Genomic DNA, 15,715 nt, shown 5'->3' with positions numbered 1-15,715 from the left:
TCTGTGATTTTGCTCGCCTTCCCTGTTGGCGCTGTGTGTGTGTGCGTCCTGGGGGGCGCCGTGTTTGGCGGGCAACCCCCCTTGGTCCCCCCCCCGCCCCGGGGGCGCAGCGCCCGGGTGCGGGCTGCCCCCGGGGGGGGCCGCCCCTGGGGCCGCCACCCCGCGTGCTCACGCCTTCGGAGTGAGCTTCAGCAGGCGCCCGTTCTTGCCATCTTCCAGCAGCCAGATCGCACCGTCCGGGCCCTGTTCCACTTCGCGGATGCGCTCGCCCATGTCGAAGCGCTCGGCCTCGCGGGCGTTGTCGCCGTCGAAGGCCACCCGCACCAGCGCCTTGGACGACAGCCCGCCGATGAAGCCGCTGCCCGTCCACTGCGGGAACAGCGACCCGCTGTAGATGATGAAGCCGGCCGGCGAAATCACCGGGGTCCAGGTCACCTTGGGGGCAGCGAATTCCGGGCGGGTGGCGTGGTCGGGGATCTCGCGGCCGTCGTAATGGTTGCCGTTGGAGACGATCGGATACCCGTAGTTGGCGCCGCGCGTGATCAGGTTGAGTTCGTCGCCGCCGGCCGGGCCCATTTCATGCACCCACAGCTTGCCGCGTGCATCGAAGGCGATGCCCAGTGCGTTGCGATGGCCGAGCGACCAGACCTGCGCGGCCACGCCGCCCTGCGAGGCGAAGGGATTGTCGGCCGGAACGCTGCCGTCGTCGTTGAGGCGCACGATCTTGCCGAGGTTGGCCGCCATGTCCTGGGCCGGGTCGAACTTCTGGCGTTCGCTGGAGGTGATCCACAGCTTGCCATCCGGGCCGAACGCCAGGCGGTGGCCGTAATGGCCCTTGCCCTCCACCTTGGGGGTCTGGCGCCAGATGACCTTGAGGTCATTGAGCGATCCGCTGCCATCGGCGGCCAGCACCAGTCGCGCGCGCGCCACGGCGGCACCACTGGTGGCGCCATCGCCGGCTTCGGCGTAGCTCAGGTACACCCACTGGTTCTTCGCGAAGCCCGGGTGCGGCAGCACATCGCCAAACCCGCCCTGGCCGCCGTAGGCCACCTTGGGCACGCCGGTGATGCGGGCCGCCTTGCCGGTGGTCAGGTCCACGTGCTGCAGCACGCCGGCCTTTTCGCTGACCAGCAGGCTGCCATCGGGCAGGAAGCTCATCGCCCACGGTTCGTCGAAGCGGGTCACTTCGGTGGCGGCGAACGGCCACTGGGCCTTCTCCAGCACGGGGGCGGCGGCCTTGTCGGCGGCCACGCAGGCGGTGGTGAACACGGGCAGGGTGAGGGCGACGGCGAGCGAAAGCAGGCGCTTGCGGGTCATGAGGTATCTCCGGGTGGGGATGCGATGGCCAGCCCTCGTTGTACAGCAAGCCCATCAACACCGCGTGCACCATACGTCACTGCCGGTAGGCGCGCGCACCGGGATCGGCTAACGTTGGCGCCGGCCGCCCGTGGGGCGGCGCGTGCGGCTTGCCGCCATCAAAGGGAGTTGGATCCATGAAGCAACAGGTGCACAAACCGTCCCCGGCCTTCATCGCCGCCTCGTGGAGCGCGCTGCTGCTCGGCGCGGTCGCTTACCTGATCGGCCTGTTCAACGCCGAGATGGCCCTCAACGAGAAGGGCTATTACCTCACCCTGCTGCTGTTCGGCCTGTTTGCCGCGGTATCGCTGCAGAAGAGCGTGCGCGACCGGGTGGAAGACATCCCGGTGAGCGGGCTGTACTACGCGCTGTGCTGGTTCGCGCTGATGGTCTCGCTGTTGCTGCTGCTGGTCGGGCTGTGGAATGCCACCCTGCTGCTCAGCGAGAAGGGCTTCTACGGCATGGCCTTCGCGCTGAGTCTGTTCGGTGCGGTGGCCGTACAAAAGAACACCCGCGACCTGATGGCCGCGGGTGGTCGTGAACGCGAGGTGCCGCCGCTGCCCAGCAGCGACTGAGTCACCCCCGGGGATGCCGCGCGGGCTCAGGTGCCGCGCGGCACGCCCTTGTCCAGGTGCGACTGGCGCAGCGCGGTGGATTCATCCCAGCCGCGGCGCACGGCGTTGCGCGCCTGTTCCCAAGTCAGCTTGCTCTTGCCACGTTCGTGCGCCCAACGCGTTTCCAGCTCCGCTTCGACCTGCTCGTAGGCGCGGATCACATCATCTGCGCGCGAGTTGTGGCCCAGCTGATACGCGGGCTCGTAGTCATCGAAGAACTGGGTGTTGTCGTAATACGGCTCGCTGGGAAAACGCTCACGCCAGTAGTCCGATACGGCCTGGCGCGGCACGCCGTCTTCCGGCACCCGGCCGGGGATCTGGTAGTCAGTAGGCATGGGATGGCTCCGGTTGGGTGAGGTTCCACCCTACCCAGCGGCCGGTTAACGCCATGGACCGACGAGGTGAATGCTGGATCAAGCACGCTTCACCGCGAGGCTGCCGTTCAGGCCGGCCGGTCCTTGCGCGGCAGCAGGTAGATCACCGCGCCCACGGCGAAGGCGATACCGGCCGCGGCGATGTTCTGCCAACTGGCGCTGACGAACAGTGCCACGCACAGCAGCAGCGCCAACACCGGAATCAACGGCCCACCGGGCAGCTTCAACGCGCCGGGACGGTCGCGGAAGCGCCGCGCCAGCACCAGCACGGCGGCCGCCGTGCCGATGTAGGCGAACAGGCGGGTGGTCATCGACAGCAGCGCCAGCTGCACGAACGAGCCGGACAGGGCCAGGGCCAGCGCGATCACGCCCTGGGTGACGATGGCCGCGGCCGGCGTGCGGAAGCGCGGGTGCACGTTGGCCAGCAGCTTGGGGCCATAACCGTCGCGGGCCAGCGCGAACAGGAAGCGCGGGCCCATCATCATGGTGTTGCTGTTGGTGCCCAGGATGGAAATGGTGGCGCCCACGGTGAGGATGAGCGCCAGCGCTTCGCCGCCGAAGCTGGAGGCCGCATCGGCCAGGGGCGTCGGCGACGCCGCGAGGTTGGCCAGCGTGCCCTGCGCCACCAGCTGCACCGCGCCGTAGATGACGGTGACGCTGACGATCATGGTGATCAGCGCGAACGGGATGTCGCGGCGCGGGTTCCTGTACTCGCCCGCGGCGGCCGGAATGTTCTCGAAGCCGGCATAGGCGTACAGCAGCAGCAACGCCGCCTCGCCCATGCGCTGCAGGTCATGCGGGTCCGGGCGCACGCCGGAGAACGCCAGGTCCATGTCCACGTAGAACGCGCCGATCGCCACGAACAGCAGCAGGGGCACCAGCTTGCCGATCACCAGGATCACACCGGTGCGCGCGGCCGAGCGCACGCCCGCCACGTTGACGGCGGTGAGGAAGCCCAGCGACACCACGATGATCGCCACGCGGCCCAGGTCATGCCCGGCCCATGGCCAGAAGCGTGCAACCGCATCGGCCAGTGCATTGCTCAAGGCCGCCGCCGAACTGATCCGGGTCAGCCAGATCATCCAGCCGATCTCGAACCCGGCAAACCGCCCGAACGCCTCGCGTGCATACAGGTAGCTGCCGCCGGGTTCGTCGAAGTAGCTGGCCGCCTGCGCATAGCAGAGCACCAGCAAGGCCACCACGATGCCGGCGGCGACCACGCCCCACAGGCTGAACGGCCCGAGCAGGGCGACGGTGGCGGCGGGCAGCAGGTAGATGCCGCTGCCGATCACGTCGTTGATCGACAGCCCGACGATCTGCCAGCGGCTGACCGCGCGTTCCAGTTGCGGATCGGCCGGGGCGCTCATGACGCGGCGTCCGGTTGAACCGGCAGGTTCCAGTCGTACTGCAGCTGCTGGTACTGCGCGCGCGGCAGCAGCACGAACAACGGCCGCTGGGCCGGGTCCAGCCAGGCCAGCAGACTGCGCATGTGCCCGGGCTGCATTGCCGTGCAGCCGGCGGTCGGCTCACCGGGCGTGCGCCACAGGTGGGCGAAGATGCAGCTGCCGCGGCGGGGTTCGGCCTTCGGGTTGTGCTCGATCACGAAGCCCTCGCGATAGCGCACGTCGCCCTTGTTGTGCAGGTCCAGCCGCATCGGTTCGGTGGAGCCTTCCACCGCGTCGGCGCCCACCGCCTCGGCATCGACGATGCGGTTGTAGTACGGCGAATCGGGGACGTCCATGCAGTAGCTGCTGGCCTGCATCGGCTGGTAGGGCAGGGCCGTGGCGATCGTCGGTGCATAGCCGAAGGCCGGACCAATGTTGAAGATGCCGGCCGGGCTGCGGCCATCGCCTTCCTGCTTCACCGGGTCGCCGGGCTTCACCGGGTCACCCGGCTGATGCGGGGCACTGCCCTGGGCCGGCAGCATGCCCACGCCCCAGGCACTGCCGTTGCGGCCGACGGCCACCGCGAATGCGTCACCGTGCGGTACCCATCCCCGGGGAGTGCGCGCATAGGCCTGCAACCGGCCATTTGTGGCGTCCCAGCCGTCGGTGATGACCACGATCATCTGCTGGTGGTCCTGCAAGGGCGCCACCGCCGGCGTGAGCGCGCTGGCGGGCAGGGCGCTGGCGGCCAGCACGACGGCGAATACGGAGCGGAACATCGGCAGCATCGTGGCGGACTCCAAAAGACCAGGTGTCGATCAGGTATCGATCAGGTGTTCGATCCGTTCCAGGTTCACCCCAAGCTGGCGGTGGCGGTCCGGGTTGGCGTGGCACAACAGCACGAAGACGAAGTCCAGCAGGGACTGCAACGACGCACGGTACAGCAGTTGCGCGATGTGCGGCGCCGGGTCGTGGGCGCAGACCACCAGCGCTGCGTCGGCGTGCGCACGCAGCGGGTTGGCGCTGTGCCGGGTGATCGAGACCACCTTGCCGCCCACGTCCTGGAACTGCCGCGACAACTGGAACAGCTGCGGCAGCTTGCCGAACTCGGAGAACACCAGCATGGCATCGCCGGGGCGGGCGGCCGACAGGTTGGCCATCATCAGGATCGGGTCGGCGTGGTGCACGGTGAGCATGCCCAGCAGCGACAGCCGCATGGCGAACTCGCGCGCATACAGGCCGTCATCGCCCAGCCCGTACACGAACACCTTGGGCGCGCCGTCGAGCAGGCGCACGATCGCCTCCACGTCGGCCGGCGGGTTGGCCAGCCGGGTTTCTTCCTCGGCCGCGGCCTTGCTCAGGCGCAGGCGCTCGGCGATGCGGCTGTAGTCATCGCCGTCACTGGCCACCGGCGCCTGTGCCTGGGTGCCGTTGCCGGCGCGGGCCACGGCTTCGCCGATCGAATACTTCAGGTCCGGGTAGCCCTTGAAGCCGAGTTTCTGGCTGAACTTGACCACGCTGGACTGGCTGATCCCCAGCGCGCTGGCCAGCTGCTGTGAGGAGTAGTCGCGCAGCAGGTGGGCGTTGTCGAGGATGAAGTCGGCGATGCGGCGTTCGATCGCCGACATGTGGTCACGCTCGGAGCGGATTTTCACCAGGGGCGGCATGGAAAGGGCGTCAGGTCCGTTAGGGAGAGAATACGCAATGCACCCGGTAGAGCCGACCTCTGGTCGGCTGCACCGGGCAGGAGCGCGCGAAAGAGCCCCCATGGGGTGGCTCTACCCCGGGTCGGCGCGCCCGGCCAGGTGGACGCGGTGACGCCAACCGCGTGGATGTCCGGGTTACCACCGCGGCGGGGTGATCATCTCCAGCCCGCGTACCTCGGTGATGCCCAGTCCCGGTGCATCGCTGATGGTGATCTCCGACTCGTTGAAGTTGACCCCGCCGGTGACCGGGTTGAACTGGCCAAGCGACGGGCCATCCAGGTCGACCTTGGTGATCACCTCGCTCTTGGCCACGGCCAGGTGCACGGCGGCGGCCACGCTGATGCTCGACTCGATCATGCAGCCGATCATGCACGGCACGCCGTAGATGGCGGCGATGTCGGCAATCCGGATCGCATTGGACAGCCCACCGGTCTTCATCAGCTTGATGTTGATGATGTCCGCGGCGCGCTGCTGGATCAGGTCGACCACCTGGCCGGGGTTGAACACGCTTTCGTCGGCCATCACCGGCGTGTTGACCCGGTCGGTGACGTACTTCAGGCCACTGATGTCGGCCGCCTTGACCGGCTGCTCCAGCAGTTCCAGCACCACCCCGGCATCCTCCAGCGCGCGCATCGCGTGCACGGCCTGCTTGGCGGTCCAGCCCTGGTTGGCGTCCAGGCGCAGCAGCGCACGGCCCTGCACGGCGGCGTGGATCGCCTTGACCCGCTCGATGTCCAGCCCGATGTCCTTGCCGACCTTGATCTTCAGCGACTCGAAGCCGCGTTCGATCGCCGACAGCGAGTCGGCCACCATCTTGTCGATGTAGTCCACGCTGATGGTGATATCGGTGGTGATCACCGGGTCGCCACCACCGAGCATGCGGTACAGCGGCGCGTTGTGCAGCTGCGCCCACAGGTCGTAGACGGCGATTTCCACGGCCGCCTTGGCGCTGGTATTGCGCTCCAGCGAGGTCTGGATGAGCGCGCACACGCGGTTGAGGTTGGCCACGTCCTGGCCGATCAGGCGCGGCTTGATGAAGCTGTTGATGGCCTCGATGATCGAGCCATGGGTGTCGCCGGTGATCACCGCCGTCGCCGGCGCTTCACCGTAGCCGGTGTGGCCGCTGTCGGTGCGCACCAGCACCACCACGTCTTCGACGGTATCCACCGTGCGCAGCGCGGTCTTGAACGGGGTTTTCAGCGGCACGCGCAGCATGCCGAGTTCGATGTCGGTGATCTTCATTCAGGGGTCTTGGCTCGAAGGCGCTGGATGTTGGTGATGCGATCGATGTAGCTGACGGTGTCGCTGGCCATCATCGGCTCCAGTGGCGTGACCGACACGCCGTTCAGATGCGCCTGGACGCGCGTGCCGTCGGCGCCGAACCAGCTGCCGCCCGCGGTGTCGTGGATGACCCAGGTGCGCCCGTCGACATGGCCGATGGCCACCATCACGTGGCCCGGGATGTAGACCAGGTCGCCGACCTGGAGCTGGTTCACTGCCTGCGCGCGCCTGGCCTTGCCGTCCTTCGGATCGAACGCGATCCGATCCAGTGCCGGGCTCACCGCCTGCGCGCTGGTATTGCGCGGCACCAGCACGCCGAAGCTGCGGTAGATCTCCGAGACAAAGCCGCTGCAGTCGCGGGTGCCGTAGTCATGGCCCCAGCCGTAGCGCTCGCCCAGGAACTTGAAGGCCTGCGTGAGCAGATGGCGCGGGGTCAGCGGCAGGTAGTCGGCGGCGCTGTCCTGGGCGCGCGGCAGCAGCGCGGGCACCAGCGCCAGGCTGCCATCCTCGTTGCGCACCGGCAGTTGCAGCACGTAGGCGGCATGCGCCTGCTGCCCGTTGACGGGGGTGGCCTGCGGCCAGTCGGCTAGCACCGGCAGGCGCACCCCCATGTCCAACTGCAGGCGCGAGACGCGGGGTTCGTCCGGGGTGTAGGCGGTGAACGCGGTGGCGCCGGTGATCACGCGATACGGCCCGCGCTGGCCATAGCCCAGCACCGTGGCCGCATCGCCGATGCCGACGTAGCGTTTCTCCATCCATGCCGAATAGCGTTCGCTGGTGACGAACACCCACTGGCCGTCCGCGCTTTCATGCAGCACCGCGACCGCGTCGCCGGGGAACAGCGCCGATTCCTGCATGCGGTCGATATCGGTGTCGCCCTGGGTGGTGAACACCCGCAGAGTGGTCGGGAACGCGCGCAACGCGGCGCGCTGGGTGACCAGGCCGTAGCGCAGCGGTCGCTGCGCGGGGATCGCATCGAGGGCGAGGTTGGCCGTGGCCTGCGCGCGCTGGCGTGCATCGAGCGGCTGGCCGTCCTGCCCGAAGCTGGGTTTGGTCGGCCAGTTGGACAGTGCCTGGATGGCGGCGCGTACCTGCGCACGCGGCAGCTGCGCAGGCAGGGCGCGCAGGTCTTGGATGGAGGCGTCGTCGGCGCGCATGCGCGCGTTCTGCGCGGCGATCTGGGCTGCATCCAGGAGCAGGGCATCCGGCGAGGGCAGCCGCGCAGCCCAGTACTGCGGGGTGAGGTAGGCCTCGTGCAGGCCCACCACGTAGGGCAGCGGCGCGCCGGGATCGGGTGCCGGCGTGTCCGCCGCCCAGGTGGGCAGGCTGGCCACGGCCAGCAGCAGGCCCAGCACGTGCCGCGCGGGCGAGCGCCACGACGAGGTAAGGGATGCGGTCATGCAGGCGGCGTCCTTGGTGGGCGGGCAGAAGCGGTGCGCGGGGATCATGCCGCCCATTCCGTCGCGACATCGTCCGGGTAGCGCGCCGGGAGCGGTGCGGCCGCGCGATAGCCATCGGCAGCGCGGACGTAGGCGCCGGCGCGCCACGGGAAACGCGCGATGGCCGCGGCGATGGCTGCATCCAGCGTGGCCCGGTCAGGCCAGGTGTCGCCGCAGCTGCCGCAGCCCCAGAGCGGCGGTGCCAGGGTATCCACGAAGCAGGCCACCCCGGTGCAGGCGCGGGCCGGGCAGGGCAGCTCGGGCAGCTCGGGCAGTCGTGGCGCGGCACGTGGCTGGCCGGGGGCGGCCGGGTCCACGGCGGTGCCGTGCAGGCAATGCGGGCAGTCGAGCATCAGGAAGCGCATGCCCTTGGCGCGCGACCGCGCAAACAGCGCCGCCTGCGGTCCCTCTGCCACGAAGGTGGCCGCGCAATGGTCGCAGCGCAGCTCAGGGAATGTCATCGCGCTCGTACTCCAGCCGCTGCGGGTGTCATGGAATACTTATTCCTTTCGATCTGGAATGCAAGAATAAATTATTGACCGGTGTCACGGCCCGTGTTACACAGCCCTTACCACCCGCGCTGGGGAAGTGTCGCTGTGGATCACGCCGTTCGCAAACCGCCTGTGCCCGTTGCCGTTGCCCTGCTGGCGGGGCTGCTGCTGTCGGCCGTCTCGGTGGCCGCAACGGCGGTGCCTGCGGACGACTCGGCCGAGGCGGCGGCGCTGGCGCAGGTGATCGACCTGATCGACGCGGGCCACTTTACCCGTGCCGCGATGCTCATCGACGCGCACGCCACCGCCGCCAGCGAGCCAGAGGATGCCTGGGCCTTCCAGCACGAGCGCATGCGCCGGATCCGGCTCGACTTCACCCTGGACGAGGCTGCGGCAAAGGCGGCGGTGCGCCGCGTCGTCCCGGACCTGCGCGATACGGAGTTCGAGCGCTGGGACCGCCAGGGCCTGCTGGAACACCTGGACATCGATGGCACGCGGCGTTACTTCAAGCGCGCGCCGTCCAACCTGTTCCGACTGAGCAGCGAGGCGCGCGCACGCCGTCACGCCGATGCGCCGCTGCCCAGCGCGGGCCCGCTGGAGACCCTCAACGCCTACCACGCCAAGGTGGTGCAGGCGGCCACGGCCAGCGGCCGCACCTCGGTGCTCCCGCAGCGGGTGGAGGTGACCCAGTCGCTCACGGTGAAGGCCGATGCGGTGCCGGCCGGCACCACGCTGCGCGCCTGGATTCCCTATCCACGCGAGATCGCCGGCCAGCAGGACCACCTGCAATGGCGCGGCAGCGCGCCCGGCCAGGCCCGCATCGCCCCGCCCGGCACCCTGCAGCGCACCGCCTACCTGGAAGGCACGGCCGTGGCCGGGCAGCCGACCCGCTTCGAGATCCGCTACGCGCTGACGGTCTCGGCGCGGCATACCGCGATCGACCCGGCCACGGTGCGGCCCACGCCGAATGATCCGGCGCTCGCCCCGTACCTGGCCGAGCAACCGCCGCATGTGCGCTTTACCCCGGCACTGCGGCTGTTCTCCGCGCAGGTGCTGCAGGGCGAGACACGACCGTATGAAGTGGCACGCCGCCTGTTCGATGCGGTCGATCAGATTCCCTGGGCCGGCGCGCGCGAGTACTCCACGCTGTCCAACATCAGCGACTACGCCCTGCGCGCCGGCCATGCCGACTGCGGCCAGCAGACGCTGCTGCTGATCACGCTGCTGCGCATGAACGGCATTCCCGCGCGCTGGCAGTCGGGCATGGTCTACGCCGACGACGCGGCGCACTACAGCAACCTGCACGACTGGGGCGCGCTGTACCTGGCGCCGTACGGCTGGGTGCCGATGGATGTCACCAGCGGCCGCCTGGACAGCCCGCAGCCGGCGCTGCGCGACTTCTATTTCGGTGGGCTCGATGCCTACCGCATCGCCTTCAACGACGACATCGGCCAGCCGCTGCTGCCAGCCAAGCGCTACCCGCGCTCGGACACGGTGGATTCGCAGCGCGGCGAAGTGGAGTGGGACGGCGGCAACCTGTACTTCGACCAATGGGACTACGACGTCCAGTCGCACATCGTGCCGCTGGACGCCACGCGGTAAACGGCGGTATCCACGATTCCATATCTGCAGGAGAGAGCAGGGAATGAATGCACATCGTATGAAGCGCGCGGCGTTGTACGCCGCGCTGGGTGTCTGTCTGGGCAGCCTTCTGCCGACCCTGGCCTCGGCCCAGAACGTGAGCGGCGCGGTCGCCGGGCGGGCCACCGCCGGTGACCAGGTCACCGTGGTCAGCACCGCCACCGGCCTGACCCGCACGGTCACCGTCAGCGGCGACGGCAGCTATCGCCTGGGCCAGCTGCCGATCGGCGACTACCGGCTGCAGCTCAGTCGCCAAGGCCAGACGCTGGGCGAACCGGTGGCGGTGAGCGTGGCCGTGGGCGGCACCACCACGGTCAACCTGGCCGGCGGCGGCGGGGTGGTCAACCTGGATGCGCTGCAGGTGGTCGGCACCCGCGTGGTCAACCGCGTCGATGTGTATTCCACCGAGACCTCGTTCAACGTCAACCGCCAGGAGATCTCGCGCCTGCCGGTGGCGCAGGACCTGTCGGCGGTGGCGCTGCTGGCACCGGGCGTGGTGGGCGGCAATTCCTCGTTCGGCGGGTTGTCCTTCGCCGGCTCCTCGGTGGCCGAGAACGCGGTCTTCATCAACGGCCTCAACGTCACCGACATGTACACCCGGCGCGGCTTCTCCAGCGCCCCGTTCGCCTTCTTCAACGAGTTCCAGGTCAAGACCGGCGGCTACTCGGTCGAGTTCGGCCGCTCCACCGGCGGCGTCATCAACGCGGTGACCCGCTCGGGCAGCAACGAGCTGCAGGGGGGCATCGAAGTGACTGCCGAGCCCAGCGCCTGGCGCTCCAGCGGCCGCGACCACTTCCATCGCGATGGCACCGCGCATTCCTACGCCAGCCGCGACGACAATTCGTTCTTCAAGACCAACGTGTGGGGGTCCGGCGCGCTGGTGCAGGACAAGCTGTTCCTGTTCGCGATGTACGAAGACCGCAGCGACAAGGGCCACAACACCTCCTCCGACGCGCTGACCTGGTTCAACAACAAGGCCGACAACGGCTTCTGGGGCGCCAAGCTGGACTGGAACATCACCGACAACCACAGCCTGGCGCTGCTGGCCTTCTCCGACGAGGGCGAGGTCACCAACGCGTCCTACAACTACGACTGGGACGATGCGGAACTGGGTGCTTACGGCGGCGACTCGGTCACCGAAACCGGCGGGCGCAACTGGTCGGCCACCTACACCGGCCACTTTGGCGAAAACTTCACCGCGCGCGCCATGGTCGGCCAGAACAACCAGCGCGCCTTCACCAGTTCCTCGCTGGATGAGGCCTGCAGCCCGGTGTTCACCGACAGCACCTACGCCTCGCGCCTGTCCAAGCTCAACGGGCTGCGCCCGGGTTGCCACCCCACCGGCGCCGCCGTGGCCGAGCGCGACGACACCCGCGACGTGGCCCGGCTGGACTTCGAATGGCAGCTCGGCCAGCACCTGTTGCGCTTCGGCGTCGACCGCGAGCTGATGACCACCGATCAGTCCACCCGCTATCCCGGCCCGACCCAGCTCAGCTACACCGCCTACGTCGCGCGCCCGGGCGATGAAGTGTGGGATGGCGCCAACGCCTACGTGCCGGCCGGCGTCACCGAGATGCTGCGCGCACGCAACCGCGTCTCCGGCGGCACCTTCGAAACCGAAGCCAACGCGTTCTACCTCGAAGACATCTGGAACATCACCCCCAACCTGATGCTCAACCTGGGCGTGCGCTGGGACCGCTTCGAGAACCGCACCGCCGACGGTGACGCCTTCATCAAGATGGACGACCTCATCGCCCCGCGCTTCGGCTTCTCCTGGGACATGAAGGGCGACGGCAGCACCAAGCTGTTCGGCAACGCCGGTCGCTACTACCTGCCGGTCACCAACAACATCAACGTCAACTTCGCCGGCGGGCTCACCGACGAGTATTCCTACTACGTGCTCAACGGCTGGCAGCAGCAGGCCAACCCGGTCACTGGCGCCCCGTACATGGCCCCGATCATCGGCCAGCAGATCGGCCCGGTCGACACCCGCATGAACACCGGCGCGGCCGATCTGCGCCAGAGCGTGGACAAGGACCTCAAGGCGGTCTACCAGGACGAGTACATCCTCGGCTTCCAGACCATGATCAACCAGGCCTGGTCGTGGGGCATCAACGCCACCTACCGGCGCATGACCCGCGCGCTGGACGACATGCGCATCAACTACACCCCGTGCGGCCCGACCCCCAGCACCCTGTGGCCGATCGCCAACCCGGGCGAGAGCCTCACCCTCTGGGGCGATTCCAGCATCGGCTGCGCCGAGGAAGGCTGGATCACCATCGACACCGCCAACAGCGGCTACCGCAAGGGCGGCAGCGGCGAGGTGGTGGGGTACTCCAAGCCCCGCCGCACGTACAAGGCGCTGGAGCTGCAGATCGACCGTGCGTGGGATGAGAAGTGGTTGTTCAATGCGTCCTACCTGTGGTCGCGCAGCGACGGCAACGTCGAAGGGCCGGTCAACTCGGACACCAACTACGGCGATACCGGCATGGTCCAGCACTGGGACCACCCGGCCAACAACGAGCGCTATGGGCCGCTGTTCAACGACTTCCGCCACCAGTTCAAGTTCCGCGCCGCGTACGCGTTGAACGAGCAGTGGTCCTTCGGCACCACCCTGCAGGTGATGTCCGGTGGCCCGATCACCGCCTTCGGCGTGATGTGGCCCAACGACACCGTTGCCGGCGGCAGCACCTCCAGCGAAGGCAGCGGCGGCGGTACCGGCTGGCTGTGCGTGGCCAACTGCTCCGGCCCGTACAACCAGCGCCAGTTCGAGTACTCCCCACGCGGAGCATTCGGTCGCCTGCCGTGGACCTGGACCATGGGCGCCAACGTCACGTGGCGCCTGCCGGTGGAGGGCATCGACCTGAGTGCGCGGCTGTCGGTCTACAACCTGTTCAACAACCAGACCGTGGTCAACGTGCACCAGCGCTACGAGGCCCAGCCGGGCCAGGTGCGCGAGAACACCTTCAACACCGGCACGCGCTGGCAGGCCCCGCGTTACACCCAGCTGATGGTGACCTGGAACTTCTGAGCCGGGCACCGTTGCCGGCCCGCACTGGGTAAGCTGTGATCCACCGGCGCCCCGCCTCGACGGGGCGCCGGTTTCCTTTCAAGGCCCCGTCCAACCCCATGCCTTCCCGCCTGCCATCGCGCATCCATCGCCACCGCACCACGCTCGCGCTGGCCGCCGCGCTGACCCTGCTGCCGGGCGTTGGCGTCGCCGCCACCGACGCTGACGCGCGCGCCGTGTTTGAACCGATGCTCGAGCAGACCGTTGCCCGCGAGGACCTGCCTGGTATTGCCATGGCGGTGGTCGAGGACGGCGAGGTGGTGTTCTCGGCCACCCGCGGCGAGCGGAGGGCCGGCACCGGCCAGCGCATCGACGCCAACACGTTGTTCAAGATCGCCTCCAACAGCAAGGCGATGACCGCCGCGCTGCTGGCGCGGCTGGTCGACCGCGGCGTGCTGCGCTGGGACGATCCGGTCACCCGCTACCTGCCGCAGTTCCGCATGCACGATCCGTGGGTGACCGAGCACATGCAGGTGCGCGACCTGCTCATCCACAACAGCGGGCTGGGCCTGGGCGCGGGTGACCTGATGCTCTGGCCCGAGCCCAATGCCTTCACCCGCCAGGACGTCATCGCCGGGCTGGCCCACCTCAAACCGGTGACCAGCTTCCGCAGCGGTTATGCCTACGACAACCTGATGTACGTGGTGGCCGGCGAAGTGGCCGCCGCTGCCGGTGGCAAGCCCTACGACCAACTGATGCGCGAGGAGGTGTTCGCGCCGCTGGGCATGCAGCGCTGCCAGGTGGGGGCCTGGTCGGTCACCCAGGTGGGCAACGTGGCCCAGCCGCATGTGCGCATCGATGGCCGCAACGCGATGCAGGGGACCGATGCGGACATGACCACCGACCGCCCCTCGATGGCTGCCGGCGGCATCCGCTGCAGCCTGGCCGACATGACCCGCTGGATGCAGGTACTGCTGGACCCGGCGCGTGCGCCGGGCTGGCTCAGCGCCGCCCAGCGCCGCGCGCTGTGGACCGCGCACATGCCGATGCCGATCAGCGAGCGGCAACGCCAGTGGGACAACGCGCACTTCTCCGCCTACGGCTACGGCTGGCGCCTGTCGGACATGGACGGGCAGTGGAAGGTGGCGCACACCGGCACCCTGTCGGGCATGTATTCCTCGCTGGCGCTGCTGCCGGACCGCCGCGTGGGCGTGGTGGTGCTGATCAACGGCGAGGCCGAGGATGCGCGCACCGCGCTGGTGCAGGCCGCGCTCAAGCACTACACCGATCCCACCGCTACCGAGGGTGTGGGCGGGTACCTGGACGCACTGGCCTGGGAGCGACAGCAGCGCGCGGCCGCCGGCCACGTGCGCCCGGATACCGGTGCGCGGCGCCCGGCCGACCTGCAGGCCACCCGCGCCTGGCAGGGGCGTTATGAAGACCCGTGGCTGGGCCCGGCCAGCGTCTGCCCCGACCAGGGCCAACTGCGCTTCCGCGTGGCCCGGTCGGGCTGGCTGCACGGCCAGGTGATGCAGGTGGGCGAGCGCTGGCTGGTGCAGTGGGATAGCCTGGGCGAGTACACCCAGCCGTGGCTGCAGGTGCAGCCCGGCGTGCCGCCCACGCTTACCCTGCGTGCCATCGATCCGGACATCGACTTCAGCTATGACTACCAGGACCTGCAGTTCACCCGCGTCGGCGATTGCCCGTAGCGCCGTCGCGTTGTTGCTGCTGGCCGGCATCGCCCGCGCGCAGCCAGGCACGGTGACGGTATCGCCGGCGCGCGACGCGGCCGCCGCCGGCCTGGTCGACATCCGCACGCTGGCGCCGGATATCGCCCTGGACATGCGCTATGCCGGCGCGGACAACTTCACCGGCCGTCGCGTGCCCGGCTACGACGCGCCCACGTGCTACCTGCTTGCGCCGGCGGCCACCGCGCTGGCCGCGGTCGAGGCCGAACTGCACGCCGATGGTTACGCCCTGCGCGTGTTCGACTGCTACCGGCCGGTGCAGGCGGTACGCGCCTTCGTGGCCTGGGCGCACGACCCGACCGAGCAGTCGCGCAAGGCGCTGCACTACCCGGGCCTGGACAAGCCCGCGCTGCTCGACGGCTATATCGCCGAAACCTCCGGCCACAGCCGCGCCGCCACCGTCGACCTGACCCTGCTCGACTGCCGCAGCGGCCCCTGCGTCGCCCTGGACATGGGCACCGGGTTTGATTTCTTCGGCCCGCGCGCGCATACCGACGCGGCCGACATCAGCGCCGTGCAGCGCGCGAACCGCCAGCAGTTGCGCGCCGCGATGGGGCGCCATGGATTTGCCAACTACCCGCTGGAATGGTGGCACTACACCCTCCGCCCCGAGCCAGACCCGCATACCGCCTACGACGTGCCGGTGCGCTGAGCATCGGCCGGGCAGGGC

General features: G+C 69.0%; 13 protein-coding genes. 5 read left to right on the top strand and 8 right to left on the bottom strand.

What is annotated here, in order from left to right; all coding sequences use genetic code 11:
- Positions 1–168: 168 nt before the first annotated feature.
- Positions 169–1,317, bottom strand: a complete 1,149-nt coding sequence (locus M2421_RS13225) for a PQQ-dependent sugar dehydrogenase (protein WP_259207409.1) — start codon at positions 1,315–1,317, stop codon at positions 169–171.
- A 176-nt stretch (positions 1,318–1,493) separates the two neighbouring features.
- Between M2421_RS13225 and yiaA the strand changes: the two genes are divergently transcribed.
- A complete protein-coding gene (gene yiaA / locus M2421_RS13220; RefSeq protein WP_259207407.1) occupies positions 1,494–1,931 on the top strand; it encodes an inner membrane protein YiaA in 438 nt (145 codons plus the stop codon).
- A gap of 26 nt (positions 1,932–1,957) precedes the next feature.
- Here yiaA and M2421_RS13215 read toward each other — a convergent pair whose 3' ends face one another.
- The 7 genes from M2421_RS13215 to M2421_RS13185 all read right to left on the bottom strand — a co-directional run bounded on the left by M2421_RS13215 (position 1,958) and on the right by M2421_RS13185 (position 8,616).
- Complete coding sequence (locus M2421_RS13215; protein ID WP_259207404.1) at positions 1,958–2,305, bottom strand: hypothetical protein; 348 nt, start codon at positions 2,303–2,305, stop codon at positions 1,958–1,960.
- Positions 2,306–2,412: 107 nt separating this feature from the next.
- Positions 2,413–3,711 (bottom strand): amino acid permease, encoded by a 1,299-nt coding sequence (locus M2421_RS13210; protein ID WP_259207399.1) that lies wholly within the window; start codon positions 3,709–3,711, stop codon positions 2,413–2,415.
- Positions 3,708–4,517 carry a hypothetical protein gene (locus tag M2421_RS13205; RefSeq protein WP_259207397.1) on the bottom strand — a complete coding sequence of 270 codons (810 nt, stop codon included), beginning with the start codon at positions 4,515–4,517 and terminating at the stop codon, positions 3,708–3,710. Before M2421_RS13205 ends, M2421_RS13210 begins: the two co-directional genes overlap by 4 nt.
- A 30-nt stretch (positions 4,518–4,547) precedes the next feature.
- Positions 4,548–5,396 carry a MurR/RpiR family transcriptional regulator gene (locus M2421_RS13200; RefSeq protein ID WP_259207395.1) on the bottom strand — a complete coding sequence of 283 codons (849 nt, stop codon included), beginning with the start codon at positions 5,394–5,396 and terminating at the stop codon, positions 4,548–4,550.
- Between the two features lie 174 nt (positions 5,397–5,570).
- Positions 5,571–6,677 carry a dipeptide epimerase gene (locus M2421_RS13195; RefSeq protein ID WP_259207394.1) on the bottom strand — a complete coding sequence of 369 codons (1,107 nt, stop codon included), beginning with the start codon at positions 6,675–6,677 and terminating at the stop codon, positions 5,571–5,573.
- Positions 6,674–8,116 carry an SH3 domain-containing protein gene (locus M2421_RS13190; RefSeq protein ID WP_259207392.1) on the bottom strand — a complete coding sequence of 481 codons (1,443 nt, stop codon included), beginning with the start codon at positions 8,114–8,116 and terminating at the stop codon, positions 6,674–6,676. The genes M2421_RS13195 and M2421_RS13190 overlap by 4 nt, the downstream gene beginning before the upstream one ends.
- Positions 8,117–8,160: 44 nt before the next feature.
- Positions 8,161–8,616, bottom strand: coding sequence for a hypothetical protein (locus M2421_RS13185; protein WP_259207389.1), 456 nt, complete (start codon positions 8,614–8,616; stop codon positions 8,161–8,163).
- A gap of 135 nt (positions 8,617–8,751) precedes the next feature.
- Between M2421_RS13185 and M2421_RS13180 the strand changes: the two genes are divergently transcribed.
- From M2421_RS13180 to M2421_RS13165, 4 genes are all read left to right on the top strand, one after another.
- Entirely contained in the window at positions 8,752–10,248 is a 1,497-nt protein-coding gene (locus tag M2421_RS13180; protein ID WP_259207387.1) for a transglutaminase domain-containing protein, read from the top strand.
- A 43-nt stretch (positions 10,249–10,291) separates the two neighbouring features.
- On the top strand, positions 10,292–13,318 hold the full coding sequence (locus M2421_RS13175) for a TonB-dependent receptor (RefSeq protein WP_259207385.1): 3,027 nt from the start codon (positions 10,292–10,294) through the stop codon (positions 13,316–13,318).
- A 98-nt stretch (positions 13,319–13,416) separates the two neighbouring features.
- Positions 13,417–15,006, top strand: coding sequence for a serine hydrolase domain-containing protein (locus M2421_RS13170; protein ID WP_259207383.1), 1,590 nt, complete (start codon positions 13,417–13,419; stop codon positions 15,004–15,006).
- On the top strand, positions 14,960–15,697 hold the full coding sequence (locus M2421_RS13165) for a M15 family metallopeptidase (RefSeq protein WP_259207381.1): 738 nt from the start codon (positions 14,960–14,962) through the stop codon (positions 15,695–15,697). The genes M2421_RS13170 and M2421_RS13165 overlap by 47 nt, the downstream gene beginning before the upstream one ends.
- Positions 15,698–15,715: the final 18 nt, after the last annotated feature.

Origin of the sequence: Stenotrophomonas sp. BIGb0135, from assembly GCF_024810105.1 — a bacterium.
Lineage (GTDB): Bacteria > Pseudomonadota > Gammaproteobacteria > Xanthomonadales > Xanthomonadaceae > Stenotrophomonas > Stenotrophomonas maltophilia_AB.
This window is presented reverse-complemented; position numbering and strand designations above follow the sequence as displayed.

Coding starts and splice junctions, on each gene's coding strand:
- M2421_RS13225 (WP_259207409.1), bottom strand. CDS start 1,317: ATGACCCGCAAGCGCCTGCTTTCGCTCGCCGTCGCCCTCACCCTGCCC.
- yiaA (WP_259207407.1), top strand. CDS start 1,494: ATGAAGCAACAGGTGCACAAACCGTCCCCGGCCTTCATCGCCGCCTCG.
- M2421_RS13215 (WP_259207404.1), bottom strand. CDS start 2,305: ATGCCTACTGACTACCAGATCCCCGGCCGGGTGCCGGAAGACGGCGTG.
- M2421_RS13210 (WP_259207399.1), bottom strand. CDS start 3,711: ATGAGCGCCCCGGCCGATCCGCAACTGGAACGCGCGGTCAGCCGCTGG.
- M2421_RS13205 (WP_259207397.1), bottom strand. CDS start 4,517: ATGCTGCCGATGTTCCGCTCCGTATTCGCCGTCGTGCTGGCCGCCAGC.
- M2421_RS13200 (WP_259207395.1), bottom strand. CDS start 5,396: ATGCCGCCCCTGGTGAAAATCCGCTCCGAGCGTGACCACATGTCGGCG.
- M2421_RS13195 (WP_259207394.1), bottom strand. CDS start 6,677: ATGAAGATCACCGACATCGAACTCGGCATGCTGCGCGTGCCGCTGAAA.
- M2421_RS13190 (WP_259207392.1), bottom strand. CDS start 8,116: ATGACCGCATCCCTTACCTCGTCGTGGCGCTCGCCCGCGCGGCACGTG.
- M2421_RS13185 (WP_259207389.1), bottom strand. CDS start 8,616: ATGACATTCCCTGAGCTGCGCTGCGACCATTGCGCGGCCACCTTCGTG.
- M2421_RS13175 (WP_259207385.1), top strand. CDS start 10,292: ATGAATGCACATCGTATGAAGCGCGCGGCGTTGTACGCCGCGCTGGGT.
- M2421_RS13170 (WP_259207383.1), top strand. CDS start 13,417: ATGCCTTCCCGCCTGCCATCGCGCATCCATCGCCACCGCACCACGCTC.
- M2421_RS13165 (WP_259207381.1), top strand. CDS start 14,960: ATGACTACCAGGACCTGCAGTTCACCCGCGTCGGCGATTGCCCGTAGC.